Consider the following 16,640-nt stretch of genomic DNA (forward strand, 5'->3'; position numbering starts at 1 on the left):
AAGGGAGCATTATGCTCCCTTTTATTAACTAAACTATGCTTAACCTAACTGTTTACGCACATTTCTGAACATACGCATCCATGGGCTATCTTCTTTCCATTCATCTGGGTGCCAAGAGTTAGCCACTGTTCTAAAGACACGCTCTGGATGAGGCATCATAATAGTGACACGACCATCCTTAGACGTTAGACCCGTAATACCGTTTGGCGAACCATTTGGGTTAGATGGGTAAGATTCAGTGTTATTACCGTAGTTATCGATAAAGCGTAATGCAACTGACCCACTTGCTTCAATAGCAGCAAGGTGTGAGCTGTCTTTCACTTCCACACGACCTTCACCGTGAGACACTGCGATAGGCATTTGCGAACCCGACATATCATTTAAGAATAGCGAGTTAGATTTTTGTACTTCTACTAAACTAAAGCGTGCTTCAAAACGCTCTGAGTTATTGCGTACAAAACGCGGCCATAGATCAGATCCCGGAATTAACTCATTCAGGTTTGATAGCATCTGACAACCGTTACACACACCTAATGCAAATGAGTTTTCACGCTCAAAGAAAGTTTGGAACTGATTACGCGCCTGCTCATTGAACAGAATAGACTTAGCCCAACCTTCACCAGCACCTAGTACGTCACCGTAAGAGAAACCACCACAAGCAACTAAACCAGCAAAGCTCTCTAATTGAACATTACCCGATAGGATATCACTCATATGTACGTCAATCGCAGAGAAACCAGCACGGTTAAAGGCTGCTGCCATCTCTTGTTGCGAGTTAACACCTTGCTCACGCAAGATAGCCATACGCGGTTTAACACCTTTAGCAATATAAGGCGCTGCAACATCTTCATTGATATCAAACGTTAACTTAGTTGATAGACCAGGATCTTTATCATCTAATTTAAGGTCAAACTCTTGTTGTGCACATTCAGAGTTATCACGTAATGATTGCATTTTCAGTGTTGTTTCAGCCCAAATACCACGGAACTCAGCACGTTTAGCAGTTAAGACTTCAACACCATCGCGTAGGAATTCAATTTGGTCTGTCTCATTGATTGAACCAATCACTAATGAGTTAGACGATAAACCGTGTCCAGCCAAGGTATTTAGTACTGCTTCTTTATCTTCACGTTTAACCTGAATGACCGCACCTAACTCTTCCGAGTACAATGCAGAGAAATCATTACTACCCACTTGATCAAGCTTAACAGTTACACCACAGTGTCCAGCAAAGGCCATTTCAGTGATTGTTGAGAATAAACCACCGTCACTTCTATCGTGATAAGCTAATAGTTTCTTATCAGCTAATAAACTTTGCACTGAGTTAAAGAAGCCTTTTAATAATTCAGGGCTATCTAGATCCGGCGTTGTTTCACCTAACTGTTTGTAAACTTGCGCTAGTGATGAACCACCTAAACGGTTTTTACCATTACCTAAGTCGATTAGGATCAGGTCAGTTTCACCTTGGTCTGTGCGTAATTGCGGTGTCACCGTATTACGGATGTCACGTACCGCACCAAATGCAGTGATGATTAATGATAATGGTGATGTCACCTCTTTATCGCTACCATCTTCTTCCTGCCAGCGTGTTTTCATTGACATTGAATCTTTACCTACTGGAATAGTAAGCTCTAATTCAGGACATAACTCTTCGCCAACCGCTTTCACTGCTTCGTATAAACCAGCATCTTCACCAGGGTGACCCGTTGCAGACATCCAGTTAGCAGAGAGTTTAATGCGTTTGAAATCACCAATATCAGAACAAGCGATATTAGTAATTGATTCAGCCACTGCTAAACGAGCAGACGCACCAAAGTTAAGTAATGCAACTGGCGTACGTTCACCCAGCGCCATTGACTCACCAAAGTATGTATCGTAACTCGCTGCTGTTACCGCACAATCGGCAACAGGTACCTGCCAAGGGCCAACCATTTGATCACGCGCTACTAAGCCCGTTACCGTACGGTCACCGATGGTGATTAAGAAGGTTTTTTCTGCGATTGAAGGTAGACGTAATAAACGTTCTGCCGCTTCTTTCACACTAGCGCCAGATAGGTCTAATGCTTTACCTTTAGCCGTTTGTGATTGAACATCACGGTGCATTTTAGGCGCTTTACCTAACAACACTTCTAATGGCATATCGATGGGTTTGTTATCAAACTCAGAATCGTTTAGTGTTAAATGTAGTTCTTCAGTAGCCGTACCAATCACCGCGTATTGTGCACGTTCACGCTTACAAATCGCTTCAAAGGTTGCTAGGTTTTCAGGCTTAACTGCCATTACGTAACGTTCTTGAGATTCATTACACCAGATTTCATGTGGTGCCATGCTCTTCTCATCGTTTGGAATTGCACGTAAATCGAAGATTCCACCACGGCCGCCATCATCCACTAATTCAGGCATCGCGTTAGATAAACCACCCGCACCTACATCGTGAATAAATTGAATTGGGTTATTTTCCCCCATCTGCCAACAACGATCGATCACTTCCTGACAACGACGTTCCATTTCTGGATTTTCACGTTGTACTGAAGCAAAATCTAAATTTTCTGAAGAAGCACCTGAATCCATTGAAGAAGCAGCACCACCACCTAAACCAATGTTCATAGCGGGGCCACCTAGCACGATCAATTTCGCGCCAACTGGAATATCTTTTTTCTGCACATGTTCACGGCGAATGTTACCTAAACCACCAGCAAGCATAATTGGCTTGTGGTAACCACGAATCTCGCTACCGTTATGGCTATCTACTTTCTCTTCATAGGTACGGAAGTAACCTAGGATATTAGGACGGCCAAACTCATTGTTGAATGCTGCACCACCTAACGGTGCTTCTAACATAATGTCTAAAGCTGACACAATACGGCTTGGCTTCCCAAAATCAGTTTCCCATGCTTGCTCAAAGCTTGGAATACGTAAGTTAGACACAGAGAAACCCACTAAACCAGCTTTAGGTTTAGAGCCGATACCTGTTGCGCCTTCATCACGGATTTCACCACCAGAGCCCGTTGCAGCACCTGGGAATGGCGAGATAGCCGTTGGATGGTTATGTGTTTCAACCTTCATTAAGATATCGATATCTTCGTGATGGTAACCAAATTCACGGTCATCAACACTTGGGAAGAAACGCCCTGCTTGGTAACCTTCCATTACCGCGGCATTATCTTTATAAGCAGACAACACATGCTCTGGGTGTAATTCGTGTGTGTTACGAATCATTTTGAATAATGATTTAGGCTGTTTTTGACCATCGATGGTCCAATCAGCATTAAATATTTTGTGACGACAATGCTCTGAGTTTGCCTGTGCAAACATCATTAGTTCGATATCGTTAGGGTTACGTTCTAACTTAATAAAGTTTTCAACTAAGTAATCGATTTCATCATCGGCAAGTGCTAAACCTAAGTTCACATTGGCAGTTTCTAATGCGCTACGGCCTTCACCTAACACATCAACACTGGTCATTTTGCCTCGGCGTACCTTGTACAAATAAAGTCGCCGCATCTTCCAACGACGTTAACACTACTTCCATCATGCGGTCATGCAATAGGCTAGTTAACGCTTGAATTTGTTGTTCATTTAACTCTGTTTTAGTTTCAACGTAATAAGCGATACCACGCTCTAAACGTTTTACTTTGGTAAGACCACAATTTTTAGCAATGTCCGTTGCTTTTGAAGACCAAGGCGAAATAGTGCCTGGGCGTGGTGTAACAAATAACAAAGTGCCCACTGGGTCATGCTCTGCAATTTTAGGTCCGTAAGTTAATAGCTTTTGTAATACAGCTAACTCTTGGTCATTTAAAGAATCAGATAGATCTGCAGCATGCATAAATTCAGCATAAATGCCTGTTACAGGTAAATCTAACACTTCACAGTTTTTCAACAACTGGTTAACACGAAATGTCGATAAGGCAGGTGCCCCACGCAAAATTTCCATAGGTTATTACTCTCGTTGGATAAATAAATGAACTTGGGTTTAGCTCAATATTATAAAAGAAAAGCATTTTTTATTAAATAGAAACACTCTATAGTCTGTCATAAATAAACCTGATAATTGGTAAATAAATAGATATTTAAATCGTTTCTTGGATAATCTACCAATTCGACTCATTGGATCGGCTACACTTTTATGAATAAACCTGTTTTTCGCACTGCTATAACGTTTAAGTTACAGCTGTTTTTTAGCGCCATTTTTCTCTTTTTGTTAACCGCTTGTAACCTGGTCACGCCAACAACAGATCTTGAAGATATGCAAGCTCGCCAAACGTTAATTATGGGCACTATGAATAGCGCGCTAACTTATAGCTTTGATGGAGACAATTACAGCGGTTTGGATTATGAGTTAGGCAAAAAATTTGCTAAGTATTTACACCTTAAATTAATCATCAAAGAATATGACGATCTAGACTCGCTATTTTCAGCTTTAGAAGACAATGAAATTGATTTTGCAGGGGCAGGATTAACCTTAACGCCCAAGCGAGCAGAGAAATATCGTAGCTCTCCACCTTATTACTATTTATCGCAAACTTTGGTTTATCACAAAGGTACCTACCGTCCTCGTGATATTGCAGATATCGACGCCCCAGTTAATGTCTTAAAAGGCAGTAGTCATGAAGAGAATATTAAAGCTTCGTTAGTTGATCACCCTGACCTAGTCATTAATGTCTTAGAAAATGAAGATCAAGAGTCGCTACTACAAAAGGTCGCTCAAAAAGAGATTAGATATGCGATTGTTGACAGTACTACCTTGGCACAAAAACAACGCTATTATCCAGCGCTTGCCGAAGCCTTCACTATTTATGAAAAACAACCTGTCGCTTGGTTAATTCGTAAAGCACAAGATGACTCTTTGTATTCCGCTATGATTGAGTTTATGGGTAATCAATATAACTCAGGCACCATTGCTAAAGTGGAAGAGAAATACTTTGGTCATATCGGTGATTTTGATTACGTAGACACCCGTATTTTCTTAAAACGCATTGATAGCCGCTTACCTAAATATGAAACTTTATTTAAACAATATGCCACCCCTGAAGTGCCTTGGTTGTTGCTCGCATCAATCAGTTACCAAGAGTCACATTGGAATCCGAAAGCAACGTCACCAACGGGTGTACGAGGCATGATGATGCTGACACTAGATACCGCTAAATTTGTTGGGATTAAAAACCGTTTGAACGCCGAGCAAAGCATTCAAGGTGGTGCGAAATACCTCACGCAATTAATTAAACGATTACCGGAAAGTATTTCAGAAGATGAACGAATTTGGTTTGCATTGGCTTCCTACAATATTGGTTTAGGTCACTTGCTAGATGTTCGTAGGATCACCAAAATGAAAGGTCAAAATCCAGATTCATGGGCAGAAGTGAAAGAAAACCTACCACTACTCCATGAACGAAAATGGTATACCAAAACCCGTTACGGTTATGCCCGAGGCCGAGAAGCTAAACATTATGTTGATAATATTCGAGAATATTTAGAAACCTTAACCCGGCATGCACAAGAGCAAGAAAAAGCCTTAAAATTAGCAGAAGAACAAAAAGCGGAAGAAGCAAGATTAGCCGCCATTGCTAAAGCTGAAGAGGAAAGGCTAGCTGCGATTGAGCTAGAAAAACAAAAGAAACTTGAAGAAGAAGCCTTAGCTGAAGAACAACACCAAGCTGCAATTGAAGCTGAGAATCAAGCTAGAATAATAGCTGATAAAGAAGCCGAAGAAGCGGAACAAGAAGCCAAGAAGCAAGCAGAGTTAGCTGCTGAAAAAGCCAAACAAGCAGCCTTAGAAGCAGCGGAAAAAGCCAAAGCTGAGGCGGCTAAACTAGCTGCGGAGCAAAAGGCTGAAGCAGAAGCAGCCGCAAAACTAGCTGCGGAGCAAAAAGCTGAAGCAGAAGCAGCCGCGAAACTAGCCGCTGAGCAAAAAGCAGAAGCTGAGGCTAAATTAGCTGAAGAGCAAACAGAAACAACTGATACCCCATAATTGAATAAAACCGCTGAGAGGACGACAATCCTCTCAGTTTCCCATCCTAAATTTATAACCCATCATCTTCGAAATGAAACATTTTTCAAAGCTTTAAACAAATAAAAACAAAAAACCTATCAACTTAATAAAAACAATCGATTTAGACAATGTTAAAGCTTGCTTTAAGATGCTCTTCATAAACTTTCAACAAAGATAAGGGCACCTCCATGAGCAAAAAAACAGTTAGCCAAATCATGCACAACAAACCAATCACATTACAGTGTCACACCTCGCTAACAGATATCGTTAAAACATTGATTAGTAGCCAACAATCACAGTTGCCAGTAGTTAATGTAGATAAGAAGCTACTTGGAATGGTATCCCTCATTGGTTGTCAAAAAGCATTATTAAGCAGTGCTTACCATTGTGATAAACCGGTACAAGTTGATAACGTGATGACCACAAGCTTTAGTACATTTAATGCCGATGAAGATCTTTCTTGAAGTGGCAATTAAAACTCAGCACTTATCAGATAACATTTTTCCCGTTGTCAAAGGTGACAAACTTATCGGTATTATGAAGCGAACAGATTTACTGACACATTTACAAAATAACTTGTCTCTGTGCTCACAAAAACAGCTATAAATTAATAAAATAAAAAGCCAGCGTTGAAGTGTTTGTTCTATAAACAGATCAAACACTTAGAAATTCCCATCTTTCATTTATCCCAACCTAAGCCACGATAGCAAAATAGTTTTCTGTACAAATGGATTAAAAATAGGCAGAGTGCTCACCCTTTTTATTTTAAGAGCAACATGAATGAACGTAATATTGGCAATGATCGCTGCATTTTTTGGGGTACCACCTATGCAGTCACACAGTACACTTTAAGCGGATGGCCTCCTCTCTTATTAGGCGCATTGCGTGCACTACCAGCAGGATTATTACTGATAGCCTTTAAACCTAACTTACCAAAGCCAAAAGAGTGGCCTGTATTAATACGCTTAGGTTGTATCAACATCGCGCTCTTTTTCGGCCTATTATTTATTATGGCGCAAACATTGCCGTCAGCTATTTCTGGTGTAGGCATGGTTTCTTTACCTGTTTTTGCGATGTTTTATTATTGGCTAGTGCATAAGAATACGCCGACTAAAGTACAACTAATTTCAGGTGCTACACTCATCACACTCGCTTGGTTGTTATTTGATCCCTTGCACCTCAAACTGAACCCTGTTGGTTTAGTTGCCATGTTATGTGCGCTGGGTTGTATTGTGATTGGCAGCAATATAACGAAAAGCCTAGGCTTAAAAATGCATTGGTGGCCGGTATTATGTTGGCAGTTAATTATAGGTGGTAGTATTTTAACCGTGATCGCAATAATGCATGCTTTATCTTCACCAGCTCAATACCTTACTGCATTACAGAATATTAGTCCGCTAAATATTGGCGGGTTAATTTGGTTGATCGTACTTAATACCATGTTGGCTTACACCTTATATGTTTGGATGTTAAGTAGAATGACAGTCGTCGAGTTTACCTTTGCTGGGATCAGTAACCCGATTGCCGGGATCTTGATGGGATTATTATTAGTCGGGGAGCAATTTAGCTCTACACAATATTTGTTAATGGGGTTGATCATACTGACATCATTATCAGGATCTTTATTAAGTACTTATTTCGCCAAAAAACAAGCGAACAAACAAACGAATAAAACCATTATTAATAATGAAATTAAGCCTACAGCGACTAAGTCCATTTAAGTACACAACAAAAAAACGCCTTTATTCTCAAATGAATAAAGGCGTTATAACCTATGATGCCGTGCCGTATTTATGCCTTATTGATTCTCCAGACCTGGGCCTAGTTAATCTTTCTTTTCAATAGTAACTTGAATATGCTTACTGTTTCCTGCAAACCACTTTTGTAGATATAAACTGCCAACTATAGGCGCTTGTCCATCTTCCGGCACTTCTTTGTAGCGTACACTGTTCTTGGTTTCTTTTTCTATTTCAAAATTCACCACTTTGCTACTCATTCTTTTGCTCCTTTTTGAGTGCTTTTTTCTCTTTACGACGTCGCTTAAAAAAATCACTTATTTTTGTGGCACATTGCTCAGCATCAACACCAGCAGTCACCTCGACTTGATGATTTAATTGTTCATTGCGCACTAAATCAAACACACTCCCCGCTGCGCCAGTTTTATAATCTCCAGCACCATAAACTAAGCGCTTAATACGAGAATGTACAATCGCTCCTGCACACATAGGGCAAGGCTCTAAAGTCACATACAAAGTGCAATCAATAAGACGGTAGTTTTGTAAATATTGTCCAGCCTTGGCAATGGCATTCACCTCGGCGTGGGCACAAGCATTATGTTCGATAATCGATAAGTTCCACCCTTCTCCAACAATTTGATTATCTTTAACCAACACAGCACCAACCGGAATCTCACCTAATGCTTCAGCTTTATCAGCTAAGGTTAATGCGTATTGCATCCAGTCATGGTCAGTATAATGTTCAGTATTCATGGGATTAAAGAATCAATGATAGATAGAGATCAGTCAGTTGCACGCCGTAAACTAAATAAACCCAACCAGCTATCGCTAAGTATGGTCCAAAAGGCATAGGTTTACTTTGTTTATCCTTAGAGGTGGCGATCATAATGATACCGAGAATGGCACCAGCGAACGAAGAAAGAATAATAATTAAAGGCAGTGCTTGCCAGCCAAACCATGCGCCTAATGCAGCTAGTAACTTAAAATCACCGTATCCCATGCCCTCCTTGCCCGTCAGAAGCTTAAACGCCCAATAGATTGACCAAAGGGTCAAGTAACCGAAAACGGCGCCTAAAACAGCATCCTGGAGCCCTGTGAAGGTACCAGACATATTCACCAGTAAACCTAACCATACTAGAGGTAAAGTTAACTGATCAGGCAAAAGCATGGTATCGACATCAATGAAAGTTAAACTGATCAGTGTCCAGGTGAACAATAATGCAAATAAAACAGGCCAACCAAAAGGGATAATATAAGCGACTGCTAATGACATTAAGCCAGTTAATAGCTCTATACTTGGATAACGCGCAGGAATTTTGCAGTCACAGTGCTTGCAACGGCCTTTTTGTAGCAACCAGCTAACTAAAGGAATATTTTCCAGCGAGCCAATTAAGTGGTTACACTTAGGACAACGAGAACGAGGCAGGACTAAATTAAAGGTGGAATCATCGACTTTGATATTACTGTCGGGAAAGGTTTCTGCACAATCTGCTTCCCAACTTCGCTGCATCATGACAGGTAAGCGATAAATCACAACATTCAAAAATGAACCAACCAATAAACCTAAGATTAAAACAAACCCAAAATAGAAAGAGGGAACTTGTTCCATCAATGTGATCACGTCACTCATAAATGCCTTAATTATTATTGTTATAGATTATGCGGATAAATAGTAAGTATCATCAAGAGAATTAATAATGACGATACTGACTATAGGTGATCATTCACAGTGATTAATCTGCTGGCAGGAGGTTATTAAACAAAAGATACCTTTAGCCATATTAACCGATATGAAGGATATCAAATTGCTTATGCTTTAACGCAAATCTCTTCATCAACAAAGAAGTAAGCAATTTCACGCGCAGCAGACTCTGGGCTATCAGAACCATGTACCGCATTTAAACGTGTAGACTCCGCAAAGTCCGCACGAATAGTACCAGCAGCTGCTTGTGTTGGGTCAGTTTTACCAATTAACTCACGGTAAGCTGGAATGATATCTTGACCCTGTAATACCAATGCCATGGTTGGACCTGATGTCATGAACTCAATTAATGGTTCATAAAAATCACGGCCTTCATGTTCAGCATAAAATCCCTCAGCTTGTTCACGTGTTAATTGCATTAGTTTTGCAGCAACAACAGTAAAACCTGCTTGTTCAAATCGTTGTAAGATCGTGCCAATTAGTTGTTTACCAACAGCATCAGGTTTAATCATGGAAAGTGTTCTTTCTAATGGCATAATAGTTTCTTAAATTAGTTAATGGGATTCATAATATACCCTGTATAGACACTGGCTATCAATAACAACCTGAGCTTACAGAACCAATATCACATTTCCTTCATACAGATGGGCATTTATCGTGCAGTTTTTATTTAAGGCAAAACAAAATGCGAGTTAATTTTAGTAGAAAGCAGATCATCACTTCCCTGATCGTAATAGTGACGATCTCTTTATGGTTTGCGATTAGTCCTTCATTACCTCATTCACCAAATGAGACGACTATTATTAATCAACAACAAAGGTATTTTACGGCGACCTGCCCTGCCTTCAATGCTCAACCCATCAATAATCCCAACAAGGTGTTACCTAGTACTTTTTCTTTATTAAACTGGAATATCTATAAACAGCAGAGTGTTGGATGGGACACTCAATTAAACAAATGGGCAACACAAGTTGATTTAATTACTTTACAAGAGGCCAAATATAACAGCACCTTGATAAGCTTTGCACAGCAACAAAATTTATCCAGCTTACAAAATGTGGCCTTTCAATATCAGCAGCTCAATTACGGAGTAAATACCTTAAGCCGAGTACCTGCACAACAATTATGTGGCACGCTTTATACTGAACCTTGGAGCCGTATCCCTAAAAGTGCCTTGGCATCAACTTACCCGATGCAAGGAACGACAGATACTTTATTGTTAGTGAATCTACATGCAGTGAATTTCACACTCACTGCAACACCATTAACCGAACAATTAAGCCCTTACCTCACCTTAATTAAAACTCATCAAGGCCCAATGATCGTTACCGGTGATTTTAATACATGGAGCGAAGCTCGAACATCGGCGGTTGTTAAAGCATTAACAGAGTTAGCGTTAAATGAAGTGACTTTTACCACGGATAACAGGCTGAAGATATTTGATAAGCCCTTAGACCATGTTTTTTATAGCGGCTTAACTGTCACCAATGCACGAAGTATTCCTACTAATGCATCCGATCACACACCTCAACTAGTGACTTTTCAATTGAGCAATTGACTAAGTTATACCAATTTTAGTAAATAACTGATCTAAATTTTGCGCCGGAAAAATGGCTTAGTTTGAGGCGTAAGTTGATGTAAATGGTTGTTCCCTTTACGAAACTTACAACGAAAAAATAAGTTGTTTTAACAAGTAAAATAGATCAGTTACTTACTATGATTGGTATTAATATAAATATTGAGGGTGAACTTGTTTTAATATTTTGGGAAGTAATAGGCTTTAGCAAGTAATTTGGAGCGGTACACGAGACTCGAAAACGCGTGCCCCCAGCTCTTAACTTGGCAAGGTTGTTCAATGGATTTGAAATATAATATTAGACTGGAATAATTTGATTTGGAGCGGTACACGAGACTCGAAAAACGCGTGACCCCAGCTCTTAACTTGGCAAGGTTGTTCATGGGTTTGAAATATAATATTAGACTGGGAATAATTTGATTTGGAGCGGTACACGAGACTCGAACTCGTGACCCCAGCTCTTAACTTGGCAAGGTTGTTCAATGGGTTTGAAATATAATATTAGACTGGGAATAATTTGATTTGGAGCGGCACACGAGACTCGAAAAACGCGTGCCCCCAGCTCTTAACTTGGCAAGGTTGCTCAATGGGTTTGAAATATAACATTAGACTGGGAATATTTGATTTGAAGCGGTACACGAGACTCGAAAAACGCGTGACCCCAGCCCTTAACTTTGCAAGGTTGTTCAATGGGTTTGAAATAAAATATTAGACTTGGAGTAATTTGATTTGGAGCGATACACGAGACTCGAAAACGCGTGACACCAGCTATTAACTTTGCAAGGTTGTTCAATGGGGTTGAAATATAATATTAGACTGGGAACAATTTGATTTGGAGCGGTACACGAGACTCGAACTCGTGACCCCAACCTTGGCAAGGTTGTGCTCTACCAACTGAGCTAGTACCGCTTCATATAGGTTTTAGAATTTGGAGCGGTACACGAGACTCGAACTCGTGACCCCAACCTTGGCAAGGTTGTGCTCTACCAACTGAGCTAGTACCGCTTCATCTAAAACTATTTGGAAAATTATTCTTAATCAGGAGATTAAAACTTGGAGCGGTACACGAGACTCGAACTCGTGACCCCAACCTTGGCAAGGTTGTGCTCTACCAACTGAGCTAGTACCGCTTCATATTTTCCTGTAGCGGCTGATAAAGCATTTGGTGATGCCTGTCCGTTACGAGGTGCGAATTATAGAGATGGCGGTAATGATTGCAAGCTTTTTTTAGCTATTTTCTACTTAACTAAGTTTGCTTGCAGAGTTTTTGAACAACTACCTAATAACTTGCCTAAAAAGCGAGCTAGTCACTTCAAGTTAGGGTAAGCAAAGGATCCGTTACCGTTATTTTTGCAATAATTCACTTTGCCCTTCGCAAAACTAACGGTATGAATTAGATAAAATAAGTCATCAATTAAAAATTAAATGACGCTTTCATTATTCGAGTGATACTTAATAACTAAAAAAGTGCTTCTGATAATGTTGTAACTCAGAAATAGACTCTTTGATATCCTGCAGCGCTAAATGGGTACCTGTTTTCTTGTGTGCCGCAACCATTTCAGGTGCCCAACGACGACCTAACTCTTTGATCGTACTTACATCAATACTACGGTAATGGAAAAAAGCTTCTAATGTAGGCATATGTCTCACCATAAAACGGCGATCTTGACCTATGCTATTACCACATAAAGGAGCTGTACCTGCTGGTACCCACTCTTTCAAGAAATCTAAGGTGGCTTGTTCCGCTTGTTCACAACTAATGTCACTGGCTTTTACTCTTGTTGTTAAACCTGAGTTGCCATGATGCTCAGTGCACCACTCATCCATTGCATCTAATGCGGCATCACTTTGGTGAATAACAAATTGTGGGCCTTCCGCTAAAATATTCAAATCGCTATCAGTCACAATAGTGGCAATTTCAATAATTTTATCGGTATCAGGATTTAACTCCGGTCATTTCTAAATCAATCCACACCAAATTATCTTTATTCATTTTCCTAGTACCCTTTTCTATTGATGAATCGCTATTTAATATAAGAATAGAGTATAATACTCGATTCAAATCACCAGTGGTAGCAAAGGAAGTCTGTGGCTAAGAAGAAAAACTCAGTAAAAACCAAATCCGTCGTGTTCAAAGTAATCATAACAAACGCTTAGCACCTAAAAGCGACACACAATGGGATGAGGCTGAACTCGGTCCACAATTAGAAGGATTAGTGGTTAGTCGATTTGGACAACATGCAGATATTGAAGATGACCAAGGTAAAGTAGAACGTTGTACATTACGCCGCTCAATCCGATCTTTAGTGACTGGCGATCGCGTAGTATGGCGTGCAGGTAAAGAATCCCATCAAGGGATCAGCGGTGTCATTGAAGCCGTTCATCCTCGTAAAACGGTATTAACTCGCCCAGATTATTATGATGGTATCAAACCCATTGCAGCCAATATCGATCACATCATTATTGTTAGCTCCATTGCTCCTGAATTCTCACGAAATATTATTGATCGCTACCTTGTTGCTTGTGAAGATATTGGTATTACGCCAATCATCGTCCTAAATAAAGTCGATCTATTAGATGAAGAGTCTGCAGAACTGATTGATAAAGAATTACAAAGCTACCGCGATATTGGTTACCAAGTTATTTATAGCTCTAAATTAGGTGATGGTTTAGACCACCTAAAATCAGTAATGAAAGACAAGGTGAATATCTTTGTTGGGCAGTCTGGAGTGGGTAAAACGTCCCTACTTAATATGCTATTACCGGAAGTTGAAGCGTTAACCGGTGAAATATCAGAGGGCTCTGGTTTAGGTAAACATACCACCACAACAGCTCGCCTGTATCATTTTGCAGAAGGGGGTGATTTAATTGATAGCCCAGGGATTCGTGAATTCTCACTTTGGCATTTAGAAGCAGAGCGTATTGCCAGTGGTTTTATCGAGTTTAGAGAGTTTTTAGGCGGCTGCCGCTTTAGAGATTGTAAGCACCAAGCAGATCCAGGCTGTGCCCTTGTGGCTGCGGTTGAAGATGGGCATATTGATAGTGCTCGATTCAACAGCTTTTTACGTATTTTAGAAACCATGGATGACGCCAAAAATGCACGTCATCGCGATCCTAATGTGTATTAGTCACCACTTAAAATAATCGCATTAATGAGTTTTAAACTTTAATTACATTAAAAACAGAGAGTTTTAATATGAACGACCAAATGAAAATCGTTTTTCAATATATTCTGCCAAAACATTTATTTACCTTTATTGCAGGTAAATTAGCAGAAGCTAAGATGGGTGCATTCACTACCTTCTTAATTAAAAAATTCATTAAACAGTTCAATATCGATATGAGTGAAGCCAAACACTCAGAAGCAGAAGATTTTGATACTTTTAACGACTTTTTTACTCGTGAACTAAAAAGTGGTTTACGCCCTATTGTTGAGGGTGATGAAAATCTGGCGATCCCAGTAGATGGTTGTATCAGTCAACAGGGCGAAATTAAACAAGGTCGTATTTTTCAAGCAAAAGGTCATGACTTTAGTTTACGTGAACTGTTAGGTGGGCGTGATGATGTAGCAGCACCATTCGATGACGGTCTTTTTCTACCATTTACCTAGCGCCTAAAGATTACCACCGCATCCATATGCCTATTACCGGTAAATTAAAGCAGCTCATTTTCATTCCTGGTGATCTATTTTCAGTGAACCCATTAACGGCGCAAAATGTACCGAATTTGTTTGCACGTAATGAACGTGCGGTTGCAATTTTCTCAACAGCAGTAGGCCCAATGGCGATGGTATTAGTGGGTGCAACTATTGTGGGTAGTATTGAGACAGTATGGGAAGGAACGTTAAAGGCACAGAAAAACAGAGAGCTACAATACTGGGATTACCAAGACCAAGAGATCGTTATCGAAAAAGGTCAAGAAATGGGTCGCTTTAAACTAGGCAGCACAATTGTTGCCCTATTCCCTAAAGACTCCATTGAGTTTGCTGAGGAACTTGCCCCATCAAGTGTCACGCGTTTAGGTAAACTATTTGCTACGGTAAAATAAATAGTTTTCCCCATTGAATATAAAACAATAATAACAAGGCCAGTAATGTCGAACATCAGCAGTGAACAATATTTAAAAAATATCTTATTAGCGCCTATCTATGAAGCAGCTATTGAAACTAAGCTACAACCGTTAAAGAAATTATCTAAGCGTTTAGATAATCATATTTTACTAAAACGAGAAGACTTACAGCCTGTTCACTCGTTTAAGCTACGTGGTGCTTATAATAAGTTAGCAAGTTTAACTGATGTTCAAAAAAACAATGGTGTGATTGCCGCATCAGCAGGTAACCATGCACAAGGTCTTGCTTTATCAGCTCAAAAAATGGGCGTGAAAGCGACCATTGTTATGCCAAAGACCACACCCGATATTAAAGTCAATTCTGTTCGTAGTTTTGGCGCTACCGTTGTGCTAATAGGTGAAAGTTTTGATGCTGCTAATGCACATTCATTGGCGCTAGCTGAGCAACATGGTTACACCTTGATCCACCCTTTTGATGATCCAGATATTATTGCGGGGCAAGGGACAGTGGGCAAAGAGTTACTACAACAAGATGTTCACATTGATAAAATATTCGTACCTGTTGGTGGCGGCGGTTTAGCGGCTGGTATTGCTGTGTATATTAAGCAACTATTACCACATATCAAGATTATTGCCGTTGAACCTGAAGATGCCGCTTGTTTAAAAGCGGCATTAGCAGCAGGTGGACCGGTGACATTACCTAAGGTTGGATTATTTGCAGATGGTGTAGCAGTAAAAACTATCGGCCAAGAAACCTTCCGCTTATGCCAACAATATATCGATGAAGTGATCACGGTAAACAGTGATGAGATTTGTGCTTCAGTAAAAGATATCTTTGATGATACACGTGCTATTGCGGAACCCGCTGGTGCATTATCATTAGCCGGTTTGAAAAAATATGCACAACAGCATCAATTAAAAGATCAACGCTTAACGGCTATTTTAAGTGGTGCTAACGTTAATTTCCATAGCTTACGTTACGTCTCTGAACGATGTGAATTAGGTGAACAAAATGAAAGTATTTTGGCCGTCACTATCCCTGAAAAACAAGGGGCATTTTTAGCCTTCTGTAACCAACTAGATGGTCGAGTGATCACTGAGTTTAATTATCGTTATAGCGATAGTAAGTTAGCGAATATCTTTGTGGGTGTTCGTACGCCTCAAGGTTTTGATGAACTAAGCAGTTTAACCGAAGGCTTAACTGATGCAGGTTACTCAGTAGCAGACTTAAGTCACGATGAAACGGCTAAATTGCATGTTCGTTACATGGTTGGTGGTGTGCCTTCACAACAACTGACTGAGCGCCTCTACAGCTTTGAGTTTCCAGAGCATCCTAACGCCCTGTTAAAATTCTTAAACCTTTTAGGCATGCATGCAAATATCACCCTATTCCATTATCGAAACCATGGTGCAGCTTATGGGCAAGTGCTTGCAGGTTTTGAGTTGGATGACACACAAACTGCTGAATTTAGTCAACATTTAGACGCGTTAGGTTATAGTTATAAGGATGAGACATTAAATCCAGCATATCGATACTTTTTATCACATGCCAAACATAGCTAAGAC

At 40.1% G+C, this 16,640-nt stretch carries 10 protein-coding genes, 3 tRNA genes and 3 pseudogenes; 7 read left to right on the top strand and 9 right to left on the bottom strand.

Going from position 1 to position 16,640, the window contains the following annotated elements; translation table 11 throughout:
• Positions 1 to 39: 39 nt before the first annotated feature.
• A pseudogene (gene purL / locus ACLKL2_RS08125) lies at positions 40 to 3,937 on the bottom strand (phosphoribosylformylglycinamidine synthase).
• A 192-nt stretch (positions 3,938 to 4,129) separates the two neighbouring features.
• Between purL and mltF the strand changes: the two are divergent.
• The 3 genes from mltF to ACLKL2_RS08140 all read left to right on the top strand — a co-directional run bounded on the left by mltF (position 4,130) and on the right by ACLKL2_RS08140 (position 7,713).
• Complete coding sequence (gene mltF / locus ACLKL2_RS08130) at positions 4,130 to 5,971, top strand: membrane-bound lytic murein transglycosylase MltF (protein WP_413694028.1); 1,842 nt, start codon at positions 4,130 to 4,132, stop codon at positions 5,969 to 5,971.
• Between the two features lie 209 nt (positions 5,972 to 6,180).
• Complete coding sequence (locus ACLKL2_RS08135; RefSeq protein ID WP_413694029.1) at positions 6,181 to 6,456, top strand: CBS domain-containing protein; 276 nt, start codon at positions 6,181 to 6,183, stop codon at positions 6,454 to 6,456.
• A gap of 312 nt (positions 6,457 to 6,768) precedes the next feature.
• Positions 6,769 to 7,713: a DMT family transporter gene (locus ACLKL2_RS08140; protein WP_413694030.1), complete on the top strand. Its 945-nt coding sequence runs from the start codon at positions 6,769 to 6,771 to the stop codon at positions 7,711 to 7,713.
• 104 nt (positions 7,714 to 7,817) lie between these two features.
• On the opposite strand, the gene ACLKL2_RS08145 is transcribed toward ACLKL2_RS08140, so the two are convergent.
• The 4 genes from ACLKL2_RS08145 to ndk all read right to left on the bottom strand — a co-directional run bounded on the left by ACLKL2_RS08145 (position 7,818) and on the right by ndk (position 9,966).
• A complete protein-coding gene (locus ACLKL2_RS08145; RefSeq protein ID WP_181817662.1) occupies positions 7,818 to 7,988 on the bottom strand; it encodes a hypothetical protein in 171 nt (56 codons plus the stop codon).
• Positions 7,981 to 8,481 (bottom strand): tRNA adenosine(34) deaminase TadA, encoded by a 501-nt coding sequence (tadA, locus tag ACLKL2_RS08150; protein WP_413694031.1) that lies wholly within the window; start codon positions 8,479 to 8,481, stop codon positions 7,981 to 7,983. Before tadA ends, ACLKL2_RS08145 begins: the two co-directional genes overlap by 8 nt.
• 4 nt (positions 8,482 to 8,485) lie before the next feature.
• Positions 8,486 to 9,358 (bottom strand): prepilin peptidase, encoded by an 873-nt coding sequence (locus tag ACLKL2_RS08155; RefSeq protein WP_113817358.1) that lies wholly within the window; start codon positions 9,356 to 9,358, stop codon positions 8,486 to 8,488.
• A 179-nt stretch (positions 9,359 to 9,537) separates the two neighbouring features.
• The gene (gene ndk, locus ACLKL2_RS08160) at positions 9,538 to 9,966 is read right to left on the bottom strand and encodes a nucleoside-diphosphate kinase (protein ID WP_413694032.1); all 429 of its coding nucleotides are present in this window, start codon (positions 9,964 to 9,966) and stop codon (positions 9,538 to 9,540) included.
• Between the two features lie 149 nt (positions 9,967 to 10,115).
• On the opposite strand from ndk, the gene ACLKL2_RS08165 reads away from it, so the two are divergent.
• Positions 10,116 to 10,988: an endonuclease/exonuclease/phosphatase family protein gene (locus tag ACLKL2_RS08165; protein ID WP_413694033.1), complete on the top strand. Its 873-nt coding sequence runs from the start codon at positions 10,116 to 10,118 to the stop codon at positions 10,986 to 10,988.
• Positions 10,989 to 11,839: 851 nt separating this feature from the next.
• On the opposite strand, the gene ACLKL2_RS08170 is transcribed toward ACLKL2_RS08165, so the two are convergent.
• The 4 genes and pseudogenes from ACLKL2_RS08170 to orn all read right to left on the bottom strand — a co-directional run bounded on the left by ACLKL2_RS08170 (position 11,840) and on the right by orn (position 12,999).
• Positions 11,840 to 11,915, bottom strand: a tRNA-Gly gene (locus ACLKL2_RS08170).
• Positions 11,916 to 11,935: 20 nt separating this feature from the next.
• Positions 11,936 to 12,011, bottom strand: a tRNA-Gly gene (locus tag ACLKL2_RS08175).
• Between the two features lie 49 nt (positions 12,012 to 12,060).
• Positions 12,061 to 12,136: transfer RNA gene (locus ACLKL2_RS08180), tRNA-Gly, on the bottom strand.
• Positions 12,137 to 12,458: 322 nt separating this feature from the next.
• Positions 12,459 to 12,999: pseudogene (gene orn / locus ACLKL2_RS08185) on the bottom strand (oligoribonuclease).
• Positions 13,000 to 13,126: 127 nt separating this feature from the next.
• Between orn and rsgA the strand changes: the two are divergent.
• From rsgA to ilvA, 3 genes and pseudogenes are all read left to right on the top strand, one after another.
• Entirely contained in the window at positions 13,127 to 14,134 is a 1,008-nt protein-coding gene (rsgA, locus tag ACLKL2_RS08190; protein WP_413694286.1) for a small ribosomal subunit biogenesis GTPase RsgA, read from the top strand.
• A 68-nt stretch (positions 14,135 to 14,202) separates the two neighbouring features.
• Positions 14,203 to 15,053, top strand: a pseudogene (gene asd, locus ACLKL2_RS08195) (archaetidylserine decarboxylase).
• A gap of 45 nt (positions 15,054 to 15,098) precedes the next feature.
• A complete protein-coding gene (gene ilvA, locus ACLKL2_RS08200; protein WP_113819024.1) occupies positions 15,099 to 16,637 on the top strand; it encodes a threonine ammonia-lyase, biosynthetic in 1,539 nt (512 codons plus the stop codon).
• Positions 16,638 to 16,640: the final 3 nt, after the last annotated feature.

Origin of the sequence: Psychromonas sp. KJ10-2, assembly GCF_047323255.1 — a bacterium.
Taxonomy (GTDB): Bacteria; Pseudomonadota; Gammaproteobacteria; order Enterobacterales; family Psychromonadaceae; genus Psychromonas.

Excerpts from the sequence above, each read along its gene's own strand:
- ACLKL2_RS08135 (WP_413694029.1), top strand. The coding sequence starts at position 6,181 with ATGAGCAAAAAAACAGTTAGCCAAATCATGCACAACAAACCAATCACA.
- ACLKL2_RS08145 (WP_181817662.1), bottom strand. The coding sequence starts at position 7,988 with ATGAGTAGCAAAGTGGTGAATTTTGAAATAGAAAAAGAAACCAAGAAC.
- ndk (WP_413694032.1), bottom strand. The coding sequence starts at position 9,966 with ATGCCATTAGAAAGAACACTTTCCATGATTAAACCTGATGCTGTTGGT.
- tadA (WP_413694031.1), bottom strand. The coding sequence starts at position 8,481 with ATGAATACTGAACATTATACTGACCATGACTGGATGCAATACGCATTA.
- ilvA (WP_113819024.1), top strand. The coding sequence starts at position 15,099 with ATGTCGAACATCAGCAGTGAACAATATTTAAAAAATATCTTATTAGCG.
- ACLKL2_RS08140 (WP_413694030.1), top strand. The coding sequence starts at position 6,769 with ATGAATGAACGTAATATTGGCAATGATCGCTGCATTTTTTGGGGTACC.
- mltF (WP_413694028.1), top strand. The coding sequence starts at position 4,130 with ATGAATAAACCTGTTTTTCGCACTGCTATAACGTTTAAGTTACAGCTG.
- ACLKL2_RS08155 (WP_113817358.1), bottom strand. The coding sequence starts at position 9,358 with ATGAGTGACGTGATCACATTGATGGAACAAGTTCCCTCTTTCTATTTT.
- ACLKL2_RS08165 (WP_413694033.1), top strand. The coding sequence starts at position 10,116 with ATGCGAGTTAATTTTAGTAGAAAGCAGATCATCACTTCCCTGATCGTA.